Raw genomic sequence first — 21,286 nt, 5'->3', positions numbered from 1 at the left:
ATATACATTCGCTTATCCGAGAATCAGTAAACCTAGGTCTTACCAAAAAATTGGTAAGACCTTTTTAATGCCTCTTTACTTTTACTTCTAGCGTGTTGGAGACACATTGACCACTTACATCGGTGTGTATCGAATTTGAGAATTTTTATGGTGACATTGATCACATCTAGAATTCCTGTTGCTGATATTTATATTAAATTTGTAGGAAATGGATTACATTCTGGGAGTGTTCCCTACATCCGGCTTCGTTGTGAAAACGGTTTATAAGCAACTGTATAAGTTAGTAAAGTTCCAAAAACTACACCAAAAAAAAGACAAGTTTCTTACCAAATCAATTCGCTTGGTGAGTTCGAGCCATCGACTACGCCAAACGCTTCCTCTACTTTCTAAAATTGTCGAAGAACATGACGCATCAACGGTCTCTTCGATTGCAGATCCCGAGAACGCGGTAGCGTGGGGAGGTAAAGTTTCTCCAGAGTTCAAATCTAAAGTCATCCGTATTAGTAAAGAGCTAAAGATCAATCCTAATCATCTTATGGCGTGCATGGCATTTGAAACTGCTGAAACTTTCAGTCCAAGCATCAAAAATGGTTCCGGAAGCGGGGCTACAGGGTTAATTCAATTTATGCCCTCTACCGCAGAGTCATTAGGAGTGAACACAAAGACTCTTGCGAGAATGGGCGCGCTTGAGCAACTTGACTATGTGAAAGCGTACTATTGGCCCTATCGAAATAAAATTAATAGCTTAGAAGATGCTTACATGGCCATTCTCTACCCTGCTGCGATTGGTAAACCGCCGTCTTTCGTTTTGTTCAGACAAGGCTCAATTGCCTATCGACAGAATGCAGGTATCGACCGCCACAAAACGGGGAAAATCACGCTTAATGATGTTTCCTACAAAGTGAGGAAAAAATTAGAAAAAGGTTTGCAGCCCAATTTCCTGGGCTAAGATTGTATCATGTTCCTAGTTTTTCGCGCATGAATCCTTCTGTTACTTCACGGGGATTCTGATACACTACGCGCCCATTTCCTCTGTTGAGACCTTTCTATGCCATTTTCTAAGCTTGGTTTAAGCGCATCGATTGCTGATGCAGTAAAAGCGCTAGGTTATGAAAAACCCACTTCTATCCAACAAAAAGCCATTCCAATCGTATTGCGTGGCCGCAATTTAATTGCAGCAGCGCAAACGGGCACAGGTAAAACGGCCAGTTTTGTTCTGCCAATCTTAGAAAAGCTTAGTCGAGGCGAAACGCAACGTAAAAAACGCGCTCGTGCGATTATCCTAACGCCAACACGCGAACTTGCGCTTCAGGTTCATCAAAGTATTGAAGCTTATGGTAAAAACTTACCATTACGCTCAATGGCGATGTTTGGTGGTGTGGATTATGCACCACAAAAACAAGCCTTGATCGAGGGTGTCGATATTGTGGTAAGCACGCCTGGGCGCTTGATTGATCTGTACGGTCAACGCGCGATTCACTTTGATGAAGTGGAAATACTAGTGCTTGATGAAGCCGACAAAATGTTGGATATGGGATTCATCGATGCGATCGACAAAATCGTCGACTGTATGCCAGAACATGTGCAAAGTTTGCTGTTCTCAGCGACGTTATCTAACCCTGTTCGTGACTTGGCGAAAAATGCGATTATTGATCCTGAAGAGATCACGATTGCAAAGCACAGTGCCTCAAAATCAAATATTAAACAGTGGATCACGACCGTCGATAAAGACATGAAGTCGTCGCTGTTAAGTCACTTGCTTAAAGAAAATGACTGGTCGCAAGTACTGGTATTTATTGAAACTAAACACGGCGCAGCCAAACTGGTAAGCCAACTTGAGAAACGTGGCATTGTGGCAGAAGCATTCCACAGTGGCCGTAATCAGCGTGTTCGCCAGGAATTAATAGAAAAGTTTAAAGCGGGTGAAATCCAGTACTTAGTCGCAACCGGCGTTGCTGCGCGCGGTATTGATATTGATAATCTGCCAGTTGTCATCAACTACGATTTACCTTACCCAGCGGATGAGTATGTACATCGTATTGGTCGTACAGGTCGTGCTGGCGCGAAAGGTGAGGCGATATCACTGGTTTCAAAAGACGACTTTAAGAACCTCTGCATGATTGAAAGTCGTTTAGGGCACTTGCTAGAGCGAGTGGAAATTGAAGGTTTTGCGCCAAGAAAGCCAGTACCAATTTCAATTTTAAATTACGTGCCTAAGAATAAACGTAAACCGCACGATAAGCGCGAATCAAAATAGCCAGTTTATCCCATGATCTAAAAGCCGCATTCTTGCGGCTTTTTGCGTTTTAAGGCATCCAATTATGTAGCCATCGCGACGGTTTCTATTCGGTAATGAGGAAAAAAGTTAATCAGTGTCATACGCTTAACACGTAAAGTGAATCAAGGTGCGTTAAGCTTTTGTCAATTATCTGTCCGCAGGTTTGCACAAGGTAAGGAATGGGCGCAAACTTTTTTGCTTGCTAATGAATGCATAAGATGGGGCACAAATGAAAACAGGTGATAAGCAATTCGCCGTTATTGGTCTTGGCCGATTTGGTTTGGCAGTGTGTAAAGAGTTACAAGATTCAGGCGCTCAAGTTTTAGCCGTTGACATCAACGAAGACAGAGTTAAAGAAGCCGCCAGTTTTGTTAGTCAGGCGGTTGTGGCTAACTGTACTCACGAAGAGACGGTTGCTGAGCTCAAACTTGATGATTACGACATGGTGATGATTGCCATCGGAGCGGATGTCAATGCCAGTATTCTTGCGACATTGATTGCTAAAGAGGCGGGAGTAAAGTCAGTATGGGTTAAAGCCAACGACCGCTTCCAAGCTCGTGTTCTGCAAAAAATTGGCGCAGACCACATTATCATGCCTGAGCGTGACATGGGAATACGTGTCGCGCGTAAAATGCTCGATAAACGGGTTCTTGAGTTCCACCCATTAGGCAGTGGCTTAGCTATGACGGAGTTTGTGATTGGCTCTCGTTGGATGGGTAAGACACTAAGTGATTTGGCTCTGTGCAAAGTCGATGGCGTGCAAGTGCTAGGGTTTAAACGGGGCCCAGAAATTACCAAGGCACCTGACCTTAATACCACACTAGAAATTGGTGACCTAATTATTGTGGTCGGCCCTCAAGATGCGCTCGCAAATAAATTAAAATCGCTATGACGTATTTTCATCAGAAAGGTGTTTTTTACGCACCAGATGGTAAACAAGAGAAAGCGAAAGGCAACGAACCGCGAATTATATTGCTCAGTTTTCTCGGTGTTTTACTGCCTTCTGCGGTATTGCTAACCTTGCCAGTTTTTTCTGTTACGGGCCTGTCGATAACGGATGCTTTGTTTACCGCAACGTCCGCTATTAGTGTGACAGGGCTTGGTGTTGTCGATACTGGGCAACACTTTACGCTTGCGGGTAAAATCTTGCTGATGTTTTTAATGCAAATCGGTGGGTTGGGGCAGATGACTTTGTCGGCGGTCTTACTCTATATGTTCGGCGTGCGTTTGAGTTTGCGTCAACAAGCGCTGGCGAAAGAAGCATTAGGGCAAGATCGGCAAGTCAATCTACACCGACTAGTAAAGCGGATTGTTGTTTTCGCGCTTGTTGCAGAAACGATCGGGTTTATTTTTCTCTCTATCCGCTGGGTCCCTGAAATGGGCTGGCAGACTGGTATGTTTTACGCCTTGTTTCATGCAATTTCTGCATTTAACAACGCTGGGTTCGCGCTGTTTTCTGACAGTATGATGAGCTTTGTGAATGATCCGTTGGTTATCTTTACACTGGCGGGGCTATTCATTTTTGGCGGGCTTGGTTTTACTGTTGTGGGTGACATCTGGCTAAACTGGCGCAAAGGTTTCCACTTTTGGCATCTTCACACCAAAATCATGCTGATTGCGACACCGATATTGCTCTTAGTCGGAACGATGCTGTTTTGGTTACTTGAACGAAGCAACCCAAACACAATGGCGTCTTTACCTGCAGCAGGGCAATGGTTGGCGGCATTCTTTCAATCTGCGAGTGCTCGAACGGCAGGGTTTAATAGTGTTGACTTGGCGCTGTTTACCCAGCCAGCCTTACTGGTCATGATTGTTCTGATGTTAATTGGAGCGGGTTCCACCTCAACGGGGGGCGGTATTAAAGTTTCCACATTTGCTGTTGCGTTTATGGCTACGTGGACCTTTTTACGCCAAAAGAAACATGTGGTTATGTTTAAGCGAACCATAAATTGGCAAACTGTGACTAAGTCATTGGCAATTATCGTTGTGAGCGGAGCCATCCTGACAAGCGCAATGTTTTTATTGATGCTTACCGAGAAGGCCAGCTTTGATAAAGTTATGTTTGAAACCATTTCCGCATTTGCCACAGTGGGGCTCACCGCCGGTTTGACTGCGGAACTTTCTGAACCTGGTAAATACATTATGATCGTGGTGATGATCATTGGTCGTATTGGGCCGCTCACGCTTGCCTACATGTTGGCACGTCCTGAACCTACCTTGGTCAAATACCCAGAAGACGCCGTTCTTACAGGTTAATATAGCGTTAAACAATGGCCGCGCGACCACTACGAGCATTGATTAATAGCAGTGCTCGTACATTTATAGAATATGTGGAATGTTGCCCAGTTTTACCTATAAATTCGTAGAAGTTCATTTCTTCTTCCTTTCGTTTCGATACTATTCATTCACTCAATTTATATTCTCAGAAGCTACGCTCATAACAGCGTTTTGGAATCCGACGCTTTTGTAGTGTGACACCAAACTACGTCGTGTTATCTGAGCGAATTGATACCAGCCTTCGTCAATAGTCACTCAGTCTTACTCTATGCCCATAGGGTTACTTTGTGTTTGTTGTGCTTGGTATGAATGAACGAATCGAAAAGATGGAGTCGTACTTTGAAATTCAACACACTCGCCATGGCTATGCTAACTGCGCTTCTTGCAGGGAAGAGCATGGCAACTACTCCGCCATCGCCGGTTTGGCATACTATTGCGTTGAGCGATGGTAGCTCCAGTGAGGCAATTCTACGTGGAACGGCAGATTTCCACTGGTTTGAAGATAAGCAGGGCAATGCCTTACTTCAGGAAGACGGCGTTTGGTTTTTCGCGCAGATTCAGCGCGAGTCAGACACGCCAATATTGATCTCGACAGGTGTGGTGAAAACGCAGTCGAGTGAGCCACCTGAGTCGGCGAAGTTTCGCCCGGATTTACAAGTTAAACCGCAATTATCTTCTCTAAAAACCATTGAGCCGATGGCACGAAAAAACCTACTGCGTTCGGCGCAAGGTTACCAGGCGATGAGCAGTTCAACGGTGAAGCAGCAGCCCCTATTGGTTGTGCAAGTTTCGTTTGATGACCAAGCAATGGTGCATGATTTTGAGCAACGCGTATTTAATACCAATGGTCAAAGCGTTGTGGATTACTTTGATAAAAACTCTCAAGGTAAATTCAAAGTTGTTCCTGCACTTGAGAGTTACGGCACCGCCAATGACGGTGTGATAGATGTGACTGTGGCACAAAGCCACCCTAACTGTCACTCTAGTTCGACTGATAAGACATGCACCGCCAAGTTGAATGCGGTTTTCACCGAGGCTTATCAAAAACTGGATCCATACTTTAATCTTTCGGCCTACGACAGCAATCAAAATGGTACCGTAGAACCGTCAGAACTCTCTGTCATGTTTATTTTTGCGGGGGGTGATCGTTCAACAGGGGTTCTCAACCGTCCTGCGATTTGGCCGCACAAATTCTCTCACAATGATGTCACATTAGATGGTAAAAAGATCACAGACTATTGTGTGTTCGCTGACTATCAAGTTGATCATCAAGCGACGTTGGGCGTGATCGTACACGAGCTTGGTCACTTAATGCTTGGCTTACCGGATTTGTACGCAAGGAACAGTGATGCCTCGATTGGCTCTTGGGGCGTGATGGGTGGCGGTTCATGGGCGCAGAAACCGGGAGATTCATACGCTGGTGACACTCCGGTGAACATGAGTGCATGGAGCAAACACGCTGCTGGTTTTGTTGTACCAACGGTAACTCATGAAAGTCCAGCGCCTATTTCTGTGAACAACGACGATGTCAAGCTGGTGTATCTCGACCCGTACTTGAAAGAGTTTGGTCCACGTATTTACTTGGAAAATCGCACCTTTAGCGGTTACGACCGAGCATTGGCGGCTGAAGGTATCCTAGCGACGTCGGTCAATGTCCAGAACCGCTTTAATGATGTTGGCGCGATGCAGGTTCAAATCATGCAGGCTGATGGTCTGAATGAGTTAGAAAATGATGGTAGGAGTGACGCTGACGATTTATACCCTAATGGTGGCGATGTCATTTCAGATACATCGACCCCGGGTCTGAGAGCGATCACAGGGTTTGATACTGGGGTTCGTATTTCCAACATTGCCAGCAACACCAACGGCGGTAGCTTTTCTCTTGAGCATACAAACGAACCAAATAAATCAGCATGGCTGAACTCTCTTCACCAAGGTTATGTGTACGCGAGTGGGAGTAACACTCTGGCGGTGTCACTGGACTTGAATAGTGATACAGAGCTTGATGGTCTTCAACTTTACGCGCAAAGAGATAGCGCTCAAAGTGACATGACTTATCGAGTTTGGCGATTCCCATTTTCTGGAAACATTGGCTATCGATTAATATTGAATCAAAACAACGCTGAGCTTTTACAGCAAGGTAACTTCCAAAAGTCATCTCGAATTTTATTCCCCCAACCAAGCCAATTGAGTGCGGGTCAGCATTTATTGGTCGTTGAATTGGAAGGCGGTCAATTTGATGCAAACTTTGATTTCGGTCGCTTGCTAAAAACTGAAAAAGCCTCTCTACCTGTAATGTGGACTGGTGATTACAGTGAGATTGGCACGTTTGGTCTAGAAAAAGCCGGGTTCTCTTATATTCCGTTTGCAGCATTATTGAATGTGGATGCGAGCAACTTGGTTGAAGCGAAATCTGATTCGTTACAAACCAATAAAAATACGCCAATCAAACTGAACCTGATGGACAATGATTTCATGGCGGTAGGGTATCAGTTCAATGTGGACATTGTGCAGAAGCCTGAGCACGGCACCATCTCTGGTAACCAGTACCAACCTGAAGCTAACTTCGTTGGTCTGGACACTTTCCAATATCGTTTGTTGTCGGTTGATGGTGCGTACTCATCTTCAATCGTGAATGTGCAGGTGGAAGTGCTTGGCAGCAACGAAGCGCCAGTGGCTGTGATTGATATTGGTAGTAAAGACATGACGGTTGGGCAGCGAGTCACGTTGTCTGCGTTAAATAGTACGGATGCTGATGGTGATGTGTTGAGTTATAAATGGGAGCAGTTGGCTGGCACTTCAGTTTCTCTTGGCAATGCAACCAGTGTTAGCACAGGCTTTACGGTGCCTCAAGGTGCAAAAGCGGGTGAGGTTCTGACATTCCGTTTAACCGTGACTGACCCTAGTAATGAAACGTCCAGTGCTACCGTCGATTTAACCATGAAAAACGCAGTGCCAGTTACGCTCGTAGATACGGCGACCGTTGCCGTTGGTGAAAGTATTCTGATTGATGCAGCGAGCAATGATTCGGATGTGAACGGCGATAAACTGGTTGTAGAAAGCGTACAGAACGTAACGGGTGTGGGAAGTGCGAGTGTAGAGAATGGCAAAATCCGTTTTCAAGCACCGGATAGCCCTACTGACGGCATCAAGCTGCAATATACGGTTTCAGACGGTCATGGTGCCACTGCTACGGGGGAAGTTATCGTGACGGTTGTTGCTTCTTTGAAGACAACGACATTCAAGAACTCAGAAGGTAGCGGCAGTGTTTCTTATTGGGCTTTGATGTTACTTGCAACATTAGGCTGGCGACGTCGCGTCTAAAACGGTATTGAATTGCGGTATAAGCCACTCACATTGAGTGGCTTATTTTTTATCTGATTTATTTTGGTTTCGTTTTCATTGTCTTATGAGATGTGTTTCTCATTATTTTTAAAGTGATTTTTCTACTCTGCGGTTACCCTAGGGGCCGATTTTTATGAACTAAGGATGTTATATGTCTACCGAGGGCTTTTCTGTTTCGGAAATATGCCGAGAAGCGGCAGTGATGGTCAGAAGGAATCTACTCGCAATTGTTATTGCTTGTATTCCGTTGATTATCGTGCACTCAGTTTTTGCTTTTATGTATCCTGAAATGACGGGGCAAGATCAAGCGAACGTTCAAGAAGGCAATGTCGCAGGATTTTATTTCGTCACAATTATTTTGTACCCACTTGTTGCCGCTATGGCGGCTGTGCGTGTGCATCGAATTTATTTAGCCGGCGATTACATGCACTCTGCGTTGGATGTATTTCGTTTGTCAGCTCGAGAATTCCGTTTCATAGGCTGGTGGATACTGTTTGGACTGATGATGATGCTCGTTATTGGTATCCCGATCTTTGTGTTGTCGTTTATCTACATTGCAGAAAGTGGTGAAGCCGACTTTGTTGCTATGGCTATTATCACAACGATTGCAAGCGTTCCTGGCTATTGGGTAATGGCGCGATGGTCATTTGTGTTGCCAGCGACTGCAATGGATCATCAACCGCGCAGTTTGCGTCGTTCGTGGAACCAGAGCAGAGCATACAACAAACAAGTATTCATTTTGATGGGACTAATTCCATTGGGTGCGGGCTTGCTCAGTCAGCTGATCTTTAGCCACTTTACGAATCTCTTTATGTTGAGCCTCGTCGGTGTGGCCTATGGTATTTTTGGCGCGTACCAGCTGGCATTGTTATCGTTGAGCTATAAAACGGTAGTGGATATCGAACGCGCTCGTTTTGATACGCCATCACAGCCACCAAAAACGGGTGAAGAATTTTCCGCTTAACCCTTTGATCGTTTTTACATGCTACCTCTGTTTAGGAGACGGTCTGCGGCAGGTTGATACCTTCCTGCCGCCTTCGCGTTATTCACGCAAAATACCCATGCCCATTTCATGGCTGAATGACAGGGACATTCACACGTATACTCACAACAGTACTTCTTTTTATTAAGGAACCCTACATGTCCATTTGGCAACGGGTCAATTTCACCCATCGCTTTAGTCAATTACCGTCAGCGTTCTATACGTTGGTCGAGCCACAACCCTTGGACAACACTCGCTGGGTCGCTTGGAATGGTGAGTTTGCACAGCAGTTTGGTTTACCAGAAGAGCAAAACGATGAGTTATTGGCGGTTTTTTCTGGGCTAAGTGAATTCGAACAATTTCGTCCTCTTGCGATGAAATATGCAGGCCATCAGTTTGGCGTTTACAACCCAGATTTGGGCGATGGACGTGGATTACTGTTGGCAGAAATTGAGCATCAGGATGGTACTTGGTTTGATCTTCACCTCAAAGGTGCAGGGCTAACGCCTTACTCGCGAATGGGAGATGGGCGAGCGGTATTACGCTCAACTATCCGTGAGTACCTGTGCAGTGAAGCCATGGCGGGCCTTGGGGTTCCCACGACACGTGCTCTCGGTATGATGGTCAGTGATACACCTGTTTATCGAGAAAAAACGGAATCGGGCGCTTTGTTACTTCGAATGGCTGAAACCCATGTTCGATTCGGTCACTTTGAGCATTTCTTTTACACCAACCAGTTAGCAGAGCAGAAGCTGTTGGCGGATAAGGTGATTGAGTGGCACTTTGCTGATTGTGCATCGGCGGAGAAACCATATGCCGCGATGTTTGACGCCATCGTGACTAAAACAGCCGAGATGATCGCATATTGGCAAGCTTTTGGTTTTGCGCATGGTGTGATGAATACCGATAACATGTCAATTCTTGGGCAAACTTTTGATTATGGTCCGTTTGGCTTTCTTGATGATTATGAGCCGGGATACATTTGTAATCATTCAGACTACCAGGGTCGTTACGCATTTGATCAACAGCCTAGAATTGCGCTTTGGAACCTGTCAGCACTGGCGCATGCGCTATCGCCACTCGTTGAACGAGAAGATTTAGAATCGTCGTTGAGTCAATTTGAAGTTCATTTAAGCCAGCAGTTCAGCCGCCTCATGCGTGAGAAGTTGGGCTTAAAAACTAAGATAGCGGAAGACGGGCGTTTGTTTGAAGCTATGTTTGAGCTTCTTCACCAGAACAAAACGGACTACACTCGCTTCTTCAGAACACTTTCAAACCTTGATAATGCGCCTTCCCAAGCCGTAATCGATTTATTTCTCGACCGAGAAGCAGCGCGAGCTTGGCTTGAGCTGTATTTAGCTCGGTGTGAACTAGAGGTTGATGAACTAGGGGGCCTGATTTCAACCGAACAGCGTTGCAAACAGATGCGTCAAGCCAATCCCAAATACATCTTGCGTAACTACTTGGCTCAGTTGGCGATTGATAAAGCGGAAGAAGGGGACTTTAGCGAATTACACCGATTGGCCGAACTGTTAAAACGCCCATTTGATGAGCAACCCGAGTTTGATGATTACGCGAAATTGCCGCCGGAATGGGGGAAGAAAATGGAGATAAGCTGTTCTTCATAAATGGGTCATTTCCCACCCATTTGTATCTTTTTCTTGGGTGGAATTCACTCGTTACACTTCGGATTTATGTTAATGGGCTATGTTAATTTATTGAAATACATATAAATTTTAACATGGTCCATTAATTGCTCTTTGTTGAACATCCGTACCCATCGCCTAACACCTAGTTACTCATGGACGGGATGGGATGTGATTTAACAAGGAGAATAATAATGTTTAAGCCTCTAACTCTACTATCTGTCTCTGCACTTGCTGTTACCAGTTTTAATGCTGCCGCAAATTGTGACCCGGGTGAAACGGTCATTAAGTTTAGCCATGTAACGAATGCGGACAAACACCCTAAAGGCATCGCGGCTTCGTTACTTGAAAAGCGCGTCAACGAAGAGATGAACGGTAAAGTCTGTATGCAGGTGTTTCCTAACTCAACTCTTTATGATGATGACAAAGTGTTGGAAGCGCTACTGAATGGTGATGTTCAACTCGCTGCTCCTTCTCTTTCTAAGTTTGAGAAATTCACCAAGAAGTACCGCCTTTTCGATCTCCCTTTCTTGTTCGATGATGTCGACGCGGTTGACCGTTTCCAAAACTCGGAAGCGGGTGAAAAGCTGAAAAACTCAATGAAACGTCGTGGCCTACAAGGCATTGCGTTTTGGCATAACGGCATGAAGCAAATGTCAGCCAACAAGCCGCTCATTTCTCCAACTGATGCTGAAGGACTTAAGTTCCGTGTTCAAGCGTCTGATGTACTCGTTGCTCAGTTTGAGCAGCTAGGTGCTAACCCACAAAAAATGTCGTTCAAAGAAGTTTACGGCGGCTTGCAAACTAAGGTTATTGATGGTCAAGAAAATACTTGGTCAAACATTTACGGCAAAAAATTCTTCGAAGTTCAAGATGGCATTACGGAAACGAACCACGGAATTCTGGATTACTTAGTTGTGACGTCAAACGACTTCTGGAAAAACCTACCAGATGATCAGCGCGAGCAGTTAAATACCATTATTCAAGAGGTAACTGCGCAGCGTAATGCTGAGTCAACCAAAGTAAACCTTGCGAATAAGAACAATATCATCGAAGCCGGTGGTGTGGTTCGTACTCTAACGCCAGAACAGCGCCAAGAGTGGGTCACTGCACTTCAACCAGTATGGAAGAAGTTCGAAAAAGACATTGGTTCTGACCTAATCGAAGCCGCTTTGGCGTCTAACCAAAAATAATAACACCTAGCACATTTAGCCCTCTCAAACTGAGGGGGCTCTTTCCCCCTACAGACGACGTGATGTAATTATGGAACAGACTTTTTTTGCCAAGGCTGGACGAATCACTGATGCCATTGAAGAGACTTTGATTGCTTTCTTCTTGGGTGCCATGACCTTGCTGACCTTTGCCAATGTCATCTTTCGTTATGTCTTTAACGACAATATTCTTTGGGCGCTTGAGCTCACCGTTTTCATGTTCGCATGGATGGTGTTGGTTGGCGCATCTTATGGTGTGAAAAAACACTTTCATATTGGTGTCGATGTCATTATTAACATCGTTCCGGAAGGTAAACGAAAAGCCCTGGCGCTTTTTGCAGCAATGTGTTGCTTAGCCTTCTCTATTTTGCTGTTAATTGGCGCTTGGAACTACTGGTATCCGTTCGCTACTGACCGAGCGTGGTATGAAACGGACGATATTCCGATGCCTGAAATGCTCCAGTTCATGGCCGACTGGTTAAATGAGGGAGAGCGTTATGAAAAGCTGCCACGTTTTATTCCTTACTTCGCTTTGCCACTTGGAATGGCGCTACTAACGTTTAGATTTGTTCAAGTCACGTGGCAAATCGCTACTGGTAAGCTCGATCGCTTGATTGCAGGACATGAAGCGGAGGAAGAGCTCGAATCTCTTAAAGCTGAGATGAGTGACGCTGAAGACGTAATGGCTCCAAAGGCCTCGCAAGACGCTAAAAACAAGGAGCAATAAGCCATGGATATCTTATTTCTATTTTTGATGGTAATTGGCTTTATGCTGGTTGGCGTGCCAATTGCTATTTCGCTGGGCCTTTCCAGTGTTCTTTTCCTTTTAATGCATTCGGATGCCTCTTTAGCGTCAGTTGCTCAAACGCTGTTTAATGCATTCGCGGGCCACTACACGCTATTGGCTATTCCATTCTTTATATTGGCTTCAAGCTTTATGTCGACGGGTGGCGTAGCAAAGCGGATCATTCGTTTCGCCATTGCCATTGTAGGCTGGTTCCGCGGCGGTTTGGCGATGGCTTCGGTTGTAGCGTGTATGATGTTTGCCGCGTTGTCAGGTTCCTCACCTGCAACGGTTGTTGCCATAGGTAGTATTGTTATCGCAGGTATGATCAAAAACGGTTACTCAAAAGAGTTTGCCTCTGGGGTAATTTGTAACGCAGGTACGCTAGGGATTTTGATCCCACCCTCGATTGTGATGGTGGTGTATGCAGCCGCAACGGATGTGTCAGTTGGACGTATGTTCCTTGGTGGTGTGATTCCCGGTTTGCTGGCGGGTGTCATGTTGATGATCGCGATTTACATTGCCGCGAGAATCAAGAACCTTCCAAAGCAACCTTTTGTCGGTTGGAAAGAAACTTTTGATGCCGCCAAGGATGCAAGCTGGGGCTTGTTGTTGGTCGTCATCATTCTTGGTGGTATCTATGGCGGTATCTTTACGCCGACAGAAGCCGCTGCGGTTGCTGCTGTGTACTCATTCTTTATTGCTAACTTTGTATACAAAGACATGGGGCCATTTGCAGACAAGAAAAACACTAAACCTGCGCTCGTTAAAATCTTCCAAACCTTTGTTCATAAAGACACCAAACACACCCTGTATGAAGCGGGCAAACTCACCATCATGCTGCTGTTCATCATTGCTAATGCCTTAATTTTGAAGCATGTTTTAACGGAAGAACGCATCCCGCAAATGATCACCGAGTCGATGCTCTCGGCTGGTCTCGGACCCATCACTTTCTTGATTGTGGTGAACGTCTTGTTGTTGATTGGTGGTCAGTTCATGGAGCCATCAGGCTTGTTGATCATTGTTGCGCCGCTCGTGTTTCCAATTGCGATTGCATTAGGCATAGACCCAATTCATTTGGGCATAATGATGGTGGTGAATATGGAGATAGGAATGATAACGCCGCCCGTGGGTCTTAACTTATTTGTGACCGCTGGTGTTGCCAAAATGTCGATGATGAACGTAGTGAAGGCAGCATTACCCTGGGTTGGAGTGATGTTCTTATTCCTAATTATCGTCACATATGTACCATGGGTATCGACTTGGTTGCCTACTACCTTGATGGGGCCGGAGATCATTACCAAGTAATGGAAGCCAGAAAGTAGAAAGAGGTGTGAGAATTCACACCTCTTCGTCTATTGACTTGTAACAAGTTTTGCGCGGGTCTGAATTAATTCGACGTTCATAGTGTCGCCACCTCTTTTTATTTTTACGACGCTCTTCACCGAATCTTCTCTCTTCTTGATAGCAACCGTCTACGAGCACGGTATCTGTAACAATCGGTATTCTCACTTTTTCGTTCATATCTATAACAACCATGATAAACCCGTTGTTAAAAATTATGATTCAAGTTGAATATAATGCCAGCTATTTGAACGTGTTTTATTTGTAAAGGTCTTTATTTATTTGGTAGCGCTGCATCTTGTCGTAAAGGGTTTTTCTTGGCACATTCAATTGGCACATTGTCTGTTTAATACTACCGTTGTTTTCTAATAAAGCGCCTTCAATGGCTGCTCTCTCAAACTCCGCCACTTGCTCTGCAAGGCTTGAGGAAGACTTAGCGACTGGGTTCGATTCTCCCAACTGAATTAACTTACCCAATAGCACAAAACGCTCTGCAGCATTTCTGAGTTCTCGAACATTGCCAGGCCAGTCATGGCTCATCAGTTGCGCTAGATCTTGGGGTGACAAGCTAGGTGAGCTTTTGCCATAACGTGAAGCTGCTACCAACAGAAAGTGGTGAAAGAGGGCGGGAATGTCTTCTTTTCGTTCGCGTAGTGGCGGGAGATCCAGGGTCACGACATTGAGCCGATAATAGAGATCCTGACGGAAAGTACCTTCTTCAGCTGCGTGTTTTAAATCGACCTTTGTTGCGGCAATCACTCGAATATCTAAAGGCAATAATTCATTGGAACCGACACGCTCAATCACGCGCTCTTGTAATACCCTCAATAAACGAATTTGGGCTTGGATAGGCATCGACTCGATCTCATCCAAGAAAAGTGTGCCGCCTTGTGCAAACTCAAATTTACCGATACGACGGCTTTCGGCGCCAGTGAATGCGCCTTTTTCATGGCCGTAGAGTTCACTCTCAATTAAGTTCTCTGGAACCGCTCCACAATTTACGGCGACAAAGTTTTGGTTCCGGCGAGAGCTTTGCTCATGTAAAGAACGAGCGATTAACTCTTTCCCTGTACCGGTTTCACCAAACAATAAAATATCGGCGTCGGTATCGGCGATTTGGGTGATGGTCTCTCGTAATATTTGGATGCTAGAGGTTTCACCAATAACTCGTGGACCAAGGGTTTTACTGGCTTTAAGTGACAGGCGCAGTTTTTCATTTTCATTGGTTAGTTTGCGCTTCTCAATCGCCCGCTTAACCGTTTCAACCAAATGTTCTGGCGCAAAAGGTTTCTCAATAAAGTCGTAAGCGCCTTGATGAAGGGCTTGCACAGCCATGGAAATATCACCGTGTCCAGTGATCATGATGACGGGTAAGTTTGCATCGCGTTGAGTCAAAGTTGTCAGCATATCCATACCAGAAATGCCCGGCAAACAGATATCAGTGACCACGACGCCAGCTTCTTCTCCTTGCTGCATCGCTATTAAAGCCGATTCTGCATCCACAAAAAACTTGGCGTCGATATCCGCCAGTTCAAAGGTCTGTTCTATAGCGATTCTGAGATCGGCCTCATCATCAATAAAAAACACCTGACACATGATCTTATCCTTTTGATGGTTCAGTGTTGTAAGAAGTGATAGGTAAACACAATGAGAATCGAGCGCCGCCTTGTTCTCGATTATGGGCACATAATTTTCCATTCATACTGGCTAAGATTTGTTGCGAGATAGAGAGACCCAAACCTAAACCGTTCAGTTTAGTGGTTAGAAACGGTTCACATAAATCAGAAAGTGAGAAAGAGCCAAGCCCTGGGCCATTATCATCAACATGAATCCAAACCAAATCAGTGTGCTCATCGTGTTCTACAGATAATTCTACCTGTTTGTCTTGTTGCTCTTTGAGTGCTTCTATCGCATTAGTCAGTAAATTGACCAACACTTGCTCCAGTTGAATAATATTGATCTGCACTTCAACATCATGCTCTGGCAAATTTGTTTCTAACGTGACGCGCCCTGATTTAAATGCGGGCTTCATCAGTTCTTTTACAGAGGCAATAACAGGGAACAGTCGAGATTGAGCCAACTCGTCACCACTGGTTTTTTTGGCGAAAGAGCGAAGTTGCTGACTGATATTTGCCATACGGTCAGTGAGAGCAGAAATGCGAGTGAGATTATCTTCCACTCGCTCATATTTTTCTTTTTTTAGAAACAGCTTGCCGTTCTCCGCAAAGCTACGAATTGCCGCAAGTGGATTATTCAGTTCATGGCTGATACTGGCCGACATTTGTCCTAACACCGCGAGTTTCGCTGCTTGCACCAATTCGTCTTGAGTAACGCGTAAAGTTTGTTCGGTATCGATACGCTGTGCGATCTCCGCTTGCAACTCGGCAGTCCGTGCCATGACTTGATATTCCAACTTTTGATTTGCTTCTTGTTGAATTCGTTCAAGTTGCAAGTGACGCTGTTGACGGTGATAGATAAGCTGACCAATTAAAAACAAAACCATGAATGCTAGAGTGAGTACAAAGATGTAACCCATGGTGAACCAAACGATCGACTGTTTAGGAGACAGCACACGAATAGTCAGTTTGAGTTCGGGTAGGGGCAGCGAAGAGACTACCAAGGTTCCTTTATTGTATGGGTAACCCTGTTTAAGCTCAGAATGCACCTCGTCCAAACTACCCACTAATCCAAGCGTTTCAATTGGCGCATCAAGATATTGTTGGCTTGCCCAAACTTGCTTTTTCTCTTTTTTTGTCAGTGGTTGTAAGCTTTTGAGTAGCCATTCACTTCGGCTACTCATGAAAACAATTCCGTATGGGTCGCTGGCGACAAAAACACTGTTAGGTTGCTGCCAGTTGTCCTCTATCTTACTTAGGTCCATCTTCACCACGACGACACCAAGTACACCGCCAGCGTATACGATGGGATAAGAATAGTAGTAGCCACGTTTACCAGATGTTGAGCCCAGTGCGTAGTATTGGCTTCGTTTACCTACAATGGCTTGTTTGAAATAAGGCCGAAATGCAAAATTTCGACCGATAAAGGAGCGCTCTTTACGCCAGTTGCTGGCCGCGATCGTTGTACCCCATTGATCGATTAAGTAGGTGTCCGCTGCTTCAATCACGCCATTAACGGATTCTAAATACCGATTAGTGATTTCCAGTTGCGCACTGTTGTTGGGGTGCAGAAGCGCTTGATAAAGAGGATCATCTTTAGCGAGAAGATTTGGGATATGGGCGTACTTATCGAGTTTATTTTTTATATGGCCAGAAAACTGCTCCAGCTGTGATTGGTGTTTATCAAGTAGAGATTGATAACTGGTCTGCCAAACCCAATGGCCACCGATAATTGCGCACAGGAAATAGAAAGCAAAAAATGTCAGCAGAATCCGTTTTTTTTGCGACATCCTTACACTCCTTACAACTTCGCTTTGGTCACGTAAGAAAATGTTAATAGTTTGTAGGAAGGATTAGGGATTTAGTTTTCAACTCTGTGGAGTAAAACAAGAGCAAGATCTCTTTTTAGGCTTTTCGATAAAAAAACCGGTCGATTCTCTTGAAAAAGTCGCTATTGTCCCCATTCTAGATATGCTGGCGATGCTTAGACGGTGTCTGAATCGCATTTTTGAAGAAAAAATGGGTCAGCATTCGAGAATTTAGCGCAGACAATGTCCACATAGTGGCTATTGGCTCGACAGGGTTGCGACAGATCGCTAGAATGTCGCGTCTAAAAATTCTGTCCTGAGGCTAATAGGAGATACCTTTGGTTATTTTATCGAAGATATCACTGATTAGTCCGGTACTGACAACCAGTATCGATACTCGATTTTAAATTAGGTGTTCGGACAGAACACTACACAAGGATGAAGCGTAAGCTCCTCTGAGTTTCGCTCATACGCTCGGAAAACCGAGCCACTTTAGAGGTTTATATATAATGCAAGTTACTGTTGAAACGCTAGAGGGCCTAGAGCGCCGTCTAAACATTACTGTTCCAGCTGCAAACATCGAAGACGCTGTAACAGCTGAACTACGCAACATCGCTAAAAACCGTCGTTTCGATGGTTTCCGTAAGGGTAAAGTGCCTCTAAAAATGGTTGCTAAGATGTACGGCAAAGCAGTACGTCAAGACGTTCTTGGTGAAGTAATGCAACGCCACTTCATCGAAGCTATCGTTAAAGAGAAAATCAACCCAGCTGGCGCTCCAACTTTCGCTCCTGTAGAGAACAAAGAAGGTTCAGACCTAGTTTTCACTGCAACTTTTGAAGTTTACCCAGAAGTTGAGCTTAAAGGCCTAGAGAGCATCACTGTTGAAAAACCACTAACAGAAGTTAAAGATGCAGACGTAGAAGAGATGATCGATACTCTACGTAAGCAACAAGCAACTTGGGTTGAAGTTGAAGAAGCAGCAGAAGATGGCAAACGCGTAAGCATCGACTTCGTTGGTTCTATCGACGGTCAAGAGTTCGAAGGCGGTAAAGCTGAGAACTTCCCTCTAGAAATGGGTGCTGGTCGCATGATCCCTGGTTTCGAAGACGGTATCGCAGGTAAAACTGCTGGTATGGAATTCGACATCGACGTGACTTTCCCAGAAGATTACCACGCTGAAAACCTAAAAGGTAAAGCAGCTAAGTTCGCAATCAAAGTGAACAAAGTTGAAGCTCGTGAACTTCCAGAACTAAACGACGAGTTCGTTGCTAAGTTCGGTGTTGTTGAAGGTGGTGTTGAAGCACTTAAAGCTGAAGTTCGCAAGAACATGGAACGCGAACTTAAGCAAGCTGTTAAGAACCGCATCAAAGAGCAAGCGATTGACGGTCTAGTTGAGCAAAACGACATCAACGTACCATCAGCGCTTATCGAGCAAGAAATCCAAGTTCTACGTCAACAAGCTGCACAACGCTTCGGTGGTAACCCAGAAGCTGCTGCTCAGCTTCCACGTGAACTGTTCGAAGAACAAGCTAAACGTCGCGTAGTTGTTGGTCTTCTACTAGGTGAAGTAATCAAATCTGAAGAGCTAAAAGCGGACGACGAGAAAGTTAAAGCTCTAATCGAAGAAATGGCTACTGCATACGAAGATCCATCAGAAGTTATTGCTTACTACGAGCAAAACGAAGAAATGATGAACAACATGCGCAACGTAGCTCTAGAAGAGCAAGCAATCGACGCGATCATCGCTAAAGCACAGGTTTCTGAGAAAGAAGTAGGCTTCAACGAGCTACTTAACCAACAACAACCTGCTGCTTAATAAGCAATATCTTGCGTAGAAGGTTGACTTAACGTTAACTATTCTGCTAACAATGGTCCGTATGATAGTCATCATCCGGGCCATTTATTTTAGGGACATAAGAATATGAGCTACCAAGAAAAAAATGCAATGTCGCCAATTATGGACGCGCTAGTACCAATGGTGGTTGAACAAACTTCCCGAGGCGAACGCTCTTACGACATCTACTCACGTCTGCTTAAAGAGCGCGTGATTTTTTTAACGGGTCAAGTGGAAGACCACATGGCAAACCTTGTCGTGGCTCAGCTACTTTTCCTAGAATCTGAAAATCCAGATAAAGATATTTTCTTATACATCAACTCTCCAGGCGGCAGCGTAACAGCAGGTATGTCTATTTACGATACCATGCAGTTCATTAAGCCAAATGTGAGCACAGTATGTATGGGTCAAGCATGTTCAATGGGTGCCTTCCTGCTTGCAGGTGGTGCGCCAGGTAAGCGTTATGTACTGCCTAACTCACGTGTAATGATCCACCAACCATTGGGTGGTTTCCAGGGTCAAGCTTCTGATATCCAAATCCATGCTCAGGAAATCCTGACGATTAAACAGAAGCTAAACAAGTTGTTAGCAGAACATACAGGCCAACCTCTTGAAGTCATTGAGCGCGATACTGATCGTGATAACTTCATGTCATCAGAGCAGGCTGTGGAATACGGTATCGTGGATGCAGTGTTAAGCCACCGTGGCGAGTAATTTGCCAGCGCATTTTGGCAAAAATTGATATACACTCATTCATGAAGAGTAAAGGCTAAGAGGTTAGCGAATGACAGATAAAAGCAAAGAAAGTGGCAGCGGTAAATTGCTGTACTGTTCTTTCTGCGGCAAAAGTCAGCACGAAGTTCGCAAGCTAATCGCAGGTCCGTCAGTGTACATTTGCGACGAGTGTGTCGACTTATGTAACGATATTATTCGCGAAGAAATCAAGGATGTTCTCCCTAAGAAAGAATCTGAAGCGTTACCAACGCCAAAACAGATCCGTGAACACCTTGATGACTATGTGATCGGGCAAGATTACGCGAAAAAAGTGCTCGCAGTTGCGGTATATAACCACTACAAGCGTTTACGCAATGGTGATACAACGAGCGAAGGTGTGGAGCTTGGTAAGAGTAACATCCTTCTAATTGGTCCTACAGGTAGCGGTAAAACACTACTTGCGGAGACATTAGCTCGATTCTTGGATGTGCCATTTACAATGGCAGACGCGACGACACTAACCGAAGCCGGTTACGTAGGTGAAGACGTTGAAAACATCATCCAAAAGCTTCTGCAAAAATGTGATTACGATGTAGCTAAAGCGGAACGCGGCATCGTTTACATTGATGAAATTGATAAGATTTCACGCAAAGCTGAAAACCCATCTATTACGCGTGACGTATCTGGTGAAGGTGTTCAGCAGGCGCTACTAAAACTTATCGAAGGTACGGTTGCATCGGTTCCACCTCAAGGTGGTCGTAAGCATCCTCAGCAAGAATTCCTACAAGTGGACACATCTAAGATTCTGTTCATCTGTGGTGGTGCTTTTGCTGGCTTAGACAAAGTGATTGAGCAGCGTGTTGCAACAGGTACAGGTATTGGCTTTGGTGCTGAAGTTCGTTCGAAGAATGAATCGAAGACAGTTGGTGAGCTATTTACTCAAGTTGAACCTGAAGACTTAGTGAAGTACGGCCTCATTCCAGAATTCATTGGTCGTCTACCTGTAACAACAACACTGACTGAGCTTGATGAAGAAGCGTTGATTCAGATCCTATGTGAACCGAAGAACGCACTGACCAAGCAATATGCAGCATTGTTTGAGCTAGAAAACGCCGAACTTGAATTCCGTGAAGATGCGCTGCGCGCTATCGCGAAAAAAGCAATGGAGCGTAAAACAGGTGCTCGTGGCTTACGCTCGATTCTTGAAGGCGTGCTACTTGAAACTATGTACGAATTACCATCTGCAACAGACGTTAGTAAAGTCGTGATTGATGAGTCCGTCATTAATGGCGAGTCAGAGCCACTGCTTATTTACAGTAACGCAGACAATCAGGCAGCTGGAGCAGAGTAAATTCAGCCATAATGAAAAAGGAGGTAAGTAATTACCTCCTTTTTTTATTTCTCTTATTGAATCCAAACAATTAGCCCCCATATACTGCCTTAAGT

16 protein-coding genes and 1 pseudogene are annotated in these 21,286 nt (G+C 44.9%); 14 read left to right on the top strand and 3 right to left on the bottom strand.

Annotation, left to right across the window (positions count from 1 at the left end; all coding sequences use genetic code 11):
- The first annotated feature begins 208 nt into the window (after positions 1-208).
- The 10 genes from R7Z50_RS17950 (at position 209) to R7Z50_RS17905 (ending at position 13,831) form a co-directional block, all read left to right on the top strand.
- Entirely contained in the window at positions 209-949 is a 741-nt protein-coding gene (locus tag R7Z50_RS17950; RefSeq protein WP_085569947.1) for a transglycosylase SLT domain-containing protein, read from the top strand.
- A gap of 99 nt (positions 950-1,048) precedes the next feature.
- On the top strand, positions 1,049-2,257 hold the full coding sequence (locus tag R7Z50_RS17945) for a DEAD/DEAH box helicase (protein WP_225491779.1): 1,209 nt from the start codon (positions 1,049-1,051) through the stop codon (positions 2,255-2,257).
- A gap of 250 nt (positions 2,258-2,507) precedes the next feature.
- The gene (locus tag R7Z50_RS17940; protein WP_005388291.1) at positions 2,508-3,170 is read left to right on the top strand and encodes a potassium channel family protein; all 663 of its coding nucleotides are present in this window, start codon (positions 2,508-2,510) and stop codon (positions 3,168-3,170) included.
- Positions 3,167-4,534 (top strand): TrkH family potassium uptake protein, encoded by a 1,368-nt coding sequence (locus R7Z50_RS17935; RefSeq protein WP_171343114.1) that lies wholly within the window; start codon positions 3,167-3,169, stop codon positions 4,532-4,534. The genes R7Z50_RS17940 and R7Z50_RS17935 overlap by 4 nt, the downstream gene beginning before the upstream one ends.
- A gap of 360 nt (positions 4,535-4,894) precedes the next feature.
- Positions 4,895-7,879: a M6 family metalloprotease domain-containing protein gene (locus tag R7Z50_RS17930; protein WP_318149188.1), complete on the top strand. Its 2,985-nt coding sequence runs from the start codon at positions 4,895-4,897 to the stop codon at positions 7,877-7,879.
- A 172-nt stretch (positions 7,880-8,051) separates the two neighbouring features.
- A complete protein-coding gene (locus R7Z50_RS17925) occupies positions 8,052-8,864 on the top strand; it encodes a sugar transporter (RefSeq protein ID WP_213870636.1) in 813 nt (270 codons plus the stop codon).
- 176 nt (positions 8,865-9,040) lie between these two features.
- Positions 9,041-10,510, top strand: a complete 1,470-nt coding sequence (locus tag R7Z50_RS17920) for a protein adenylyltransferase SelO (RefSeq protein WP_182016605.1) — start codon at positions 9,041-9,043, stop codon at positions 10,508-10,510.
- Between the two features lie 212 nt (positions 10,511-10,722).
- Positions 10,723-11,721, top strand: a complete 999-nt coding sequence (locus R7Z50_RS17915) for a TRAP transporter substrate-binding protein (RefSeq protein ID WP_017634784.1) — start codon at positions 10,723-10,725, stop codon at positions 11,719-11,721.
- Between the two features lie 70 nt (positions 11,722-11,791).
- Complete coding sequence (locus R7Z50_RS17910; RefSeq protein ID WP_005382256.1) at positions 11,792-12,466, top strand: TRAP transporter small permease; 675 nt, start codon at positions 11,792-11,794, stop codon at positions 12,464-12,466.
- A gap of 3 nt (positions 12,467-12,469) precedes the next feature.
- Positions 12,470-13,831, top strand: a complete 1,362-nt coding sequence (locus tag R7Z50_RS17905) for a TRAP transporter large permease (RefSeq protein WP_005382255.1) — start codon at positions 12,470-12,472, stop codon at positions 13,829-13,831.
- 33 nt (positions 13,832-13,864) lie between these two features.
- Here R7Z50_RS17905 and R7Z50_RS17900 read toward each other — a convergent pair whose 3' ends face one another.
- The 3 genes from R7Z50_RS17900 to R7Z50_RS17890 form a co-directional block, all read right to left on the bottom strand.
- Complete coding sequence (locus R7Z50_RS17900; RefSeq protein WP_021034161.1) at positions 13,865-14,047, bottom strand: hypothetical protein; 183 nt, start codon at positions 14,045-14,047, stop codon at positions 13,865-13,867.
- Between the two features lie 78 nt (positions 14,048-14,125).
- A complete protein-coding gene (locus R7Z50_RS17895; RefSeq protein ID WP_005382254.1) occupies positions 14,126-15,463 on the bottom strand; it encodes a sigma-54-dependent transcriptional regulator in 1,338 nt (445 codons plus the stop codon).
- A 4-nt stretch (positions 15,464-15,467) separates the two neighbouring features.
- Positions 15,468-17,273 carry a sensor histidine kinase gene (locus R7Z50_RS17890; RefSeq protein WP_154204737.1) on the bottom strand — a complete coding sequence of 602 codons (1,806 nt, stop codon included), beginning with the start codon at positions 17,271-17,273 and terminating at the stop codon, positions 15,468-15,470.
- Between the two features lie 40 nt (positions 17,274-17,313).
- On the opposite strand from R7Z50_RS17890, the pseudogene R7Z50_RS17885 reads away from it, so the two are divergent.
- The 4 genes and pseudogenes from R7Z50_RS17885 to clpX all read left to right on the top strand — a co-directional run bounded on the left by R7Z50_RS17885 (position 17,314) and on the right by clpX (position 21,191).
- Positions 17,314-17,526: pseudogene (locus R7Z50_RS17885) on the top strand (hypothetical protein).
- 274 nt (positions 17,527-17,800) lie between these two features.
- A complete protein-coding gene (tig, locus tag R7Z50_RS17880; protein ID WP_206970936.1) occupies positions 17,801-19,108 on the top strand; it encodes a trigger factor in 1,308 nt (435 codons plus the stop codon).
- Between the two features lie 105 nt (positions 19,109-19,213).
- The gene (gene clpP, locus R7Z50_RS17875; RefSeq protein WP_005382347.1) at positions 19,214-19,840 is read left to right on the top strand and encodes an ATP-dependent Clp endopeptidase proteolytic subunit ClpP; all 627 of its coding nucleotides are present in this window, start codon (positions 19,214-19,216) and stop codon (positions 19,838-19,840) included.
- Positions 19,841-19,910: 70 nt separating this feature from the next.
- Positions 19,911-21,191, top strand: coding sequence for an ATP-dependent protease ATP-binding subunit ClpX (gene clpX / locus R7Z50_RS17870; protein ID WP_005382345.1), 1,281 nt, complete (start codon positions 19,911-19,913; stop codon positions 21,189-21,191).
- The last annotated feature ends 95 nt before the right edge of the window (positions 21,192-21,286 follow it).

Source organism: Vibrio sp. 1249-1, from assembly GCF_033340495.1.
Note: the sequence above shows the minus strand (reverse complement) of the source record. Positions and strands in the feature narration are given on the sequence as shown.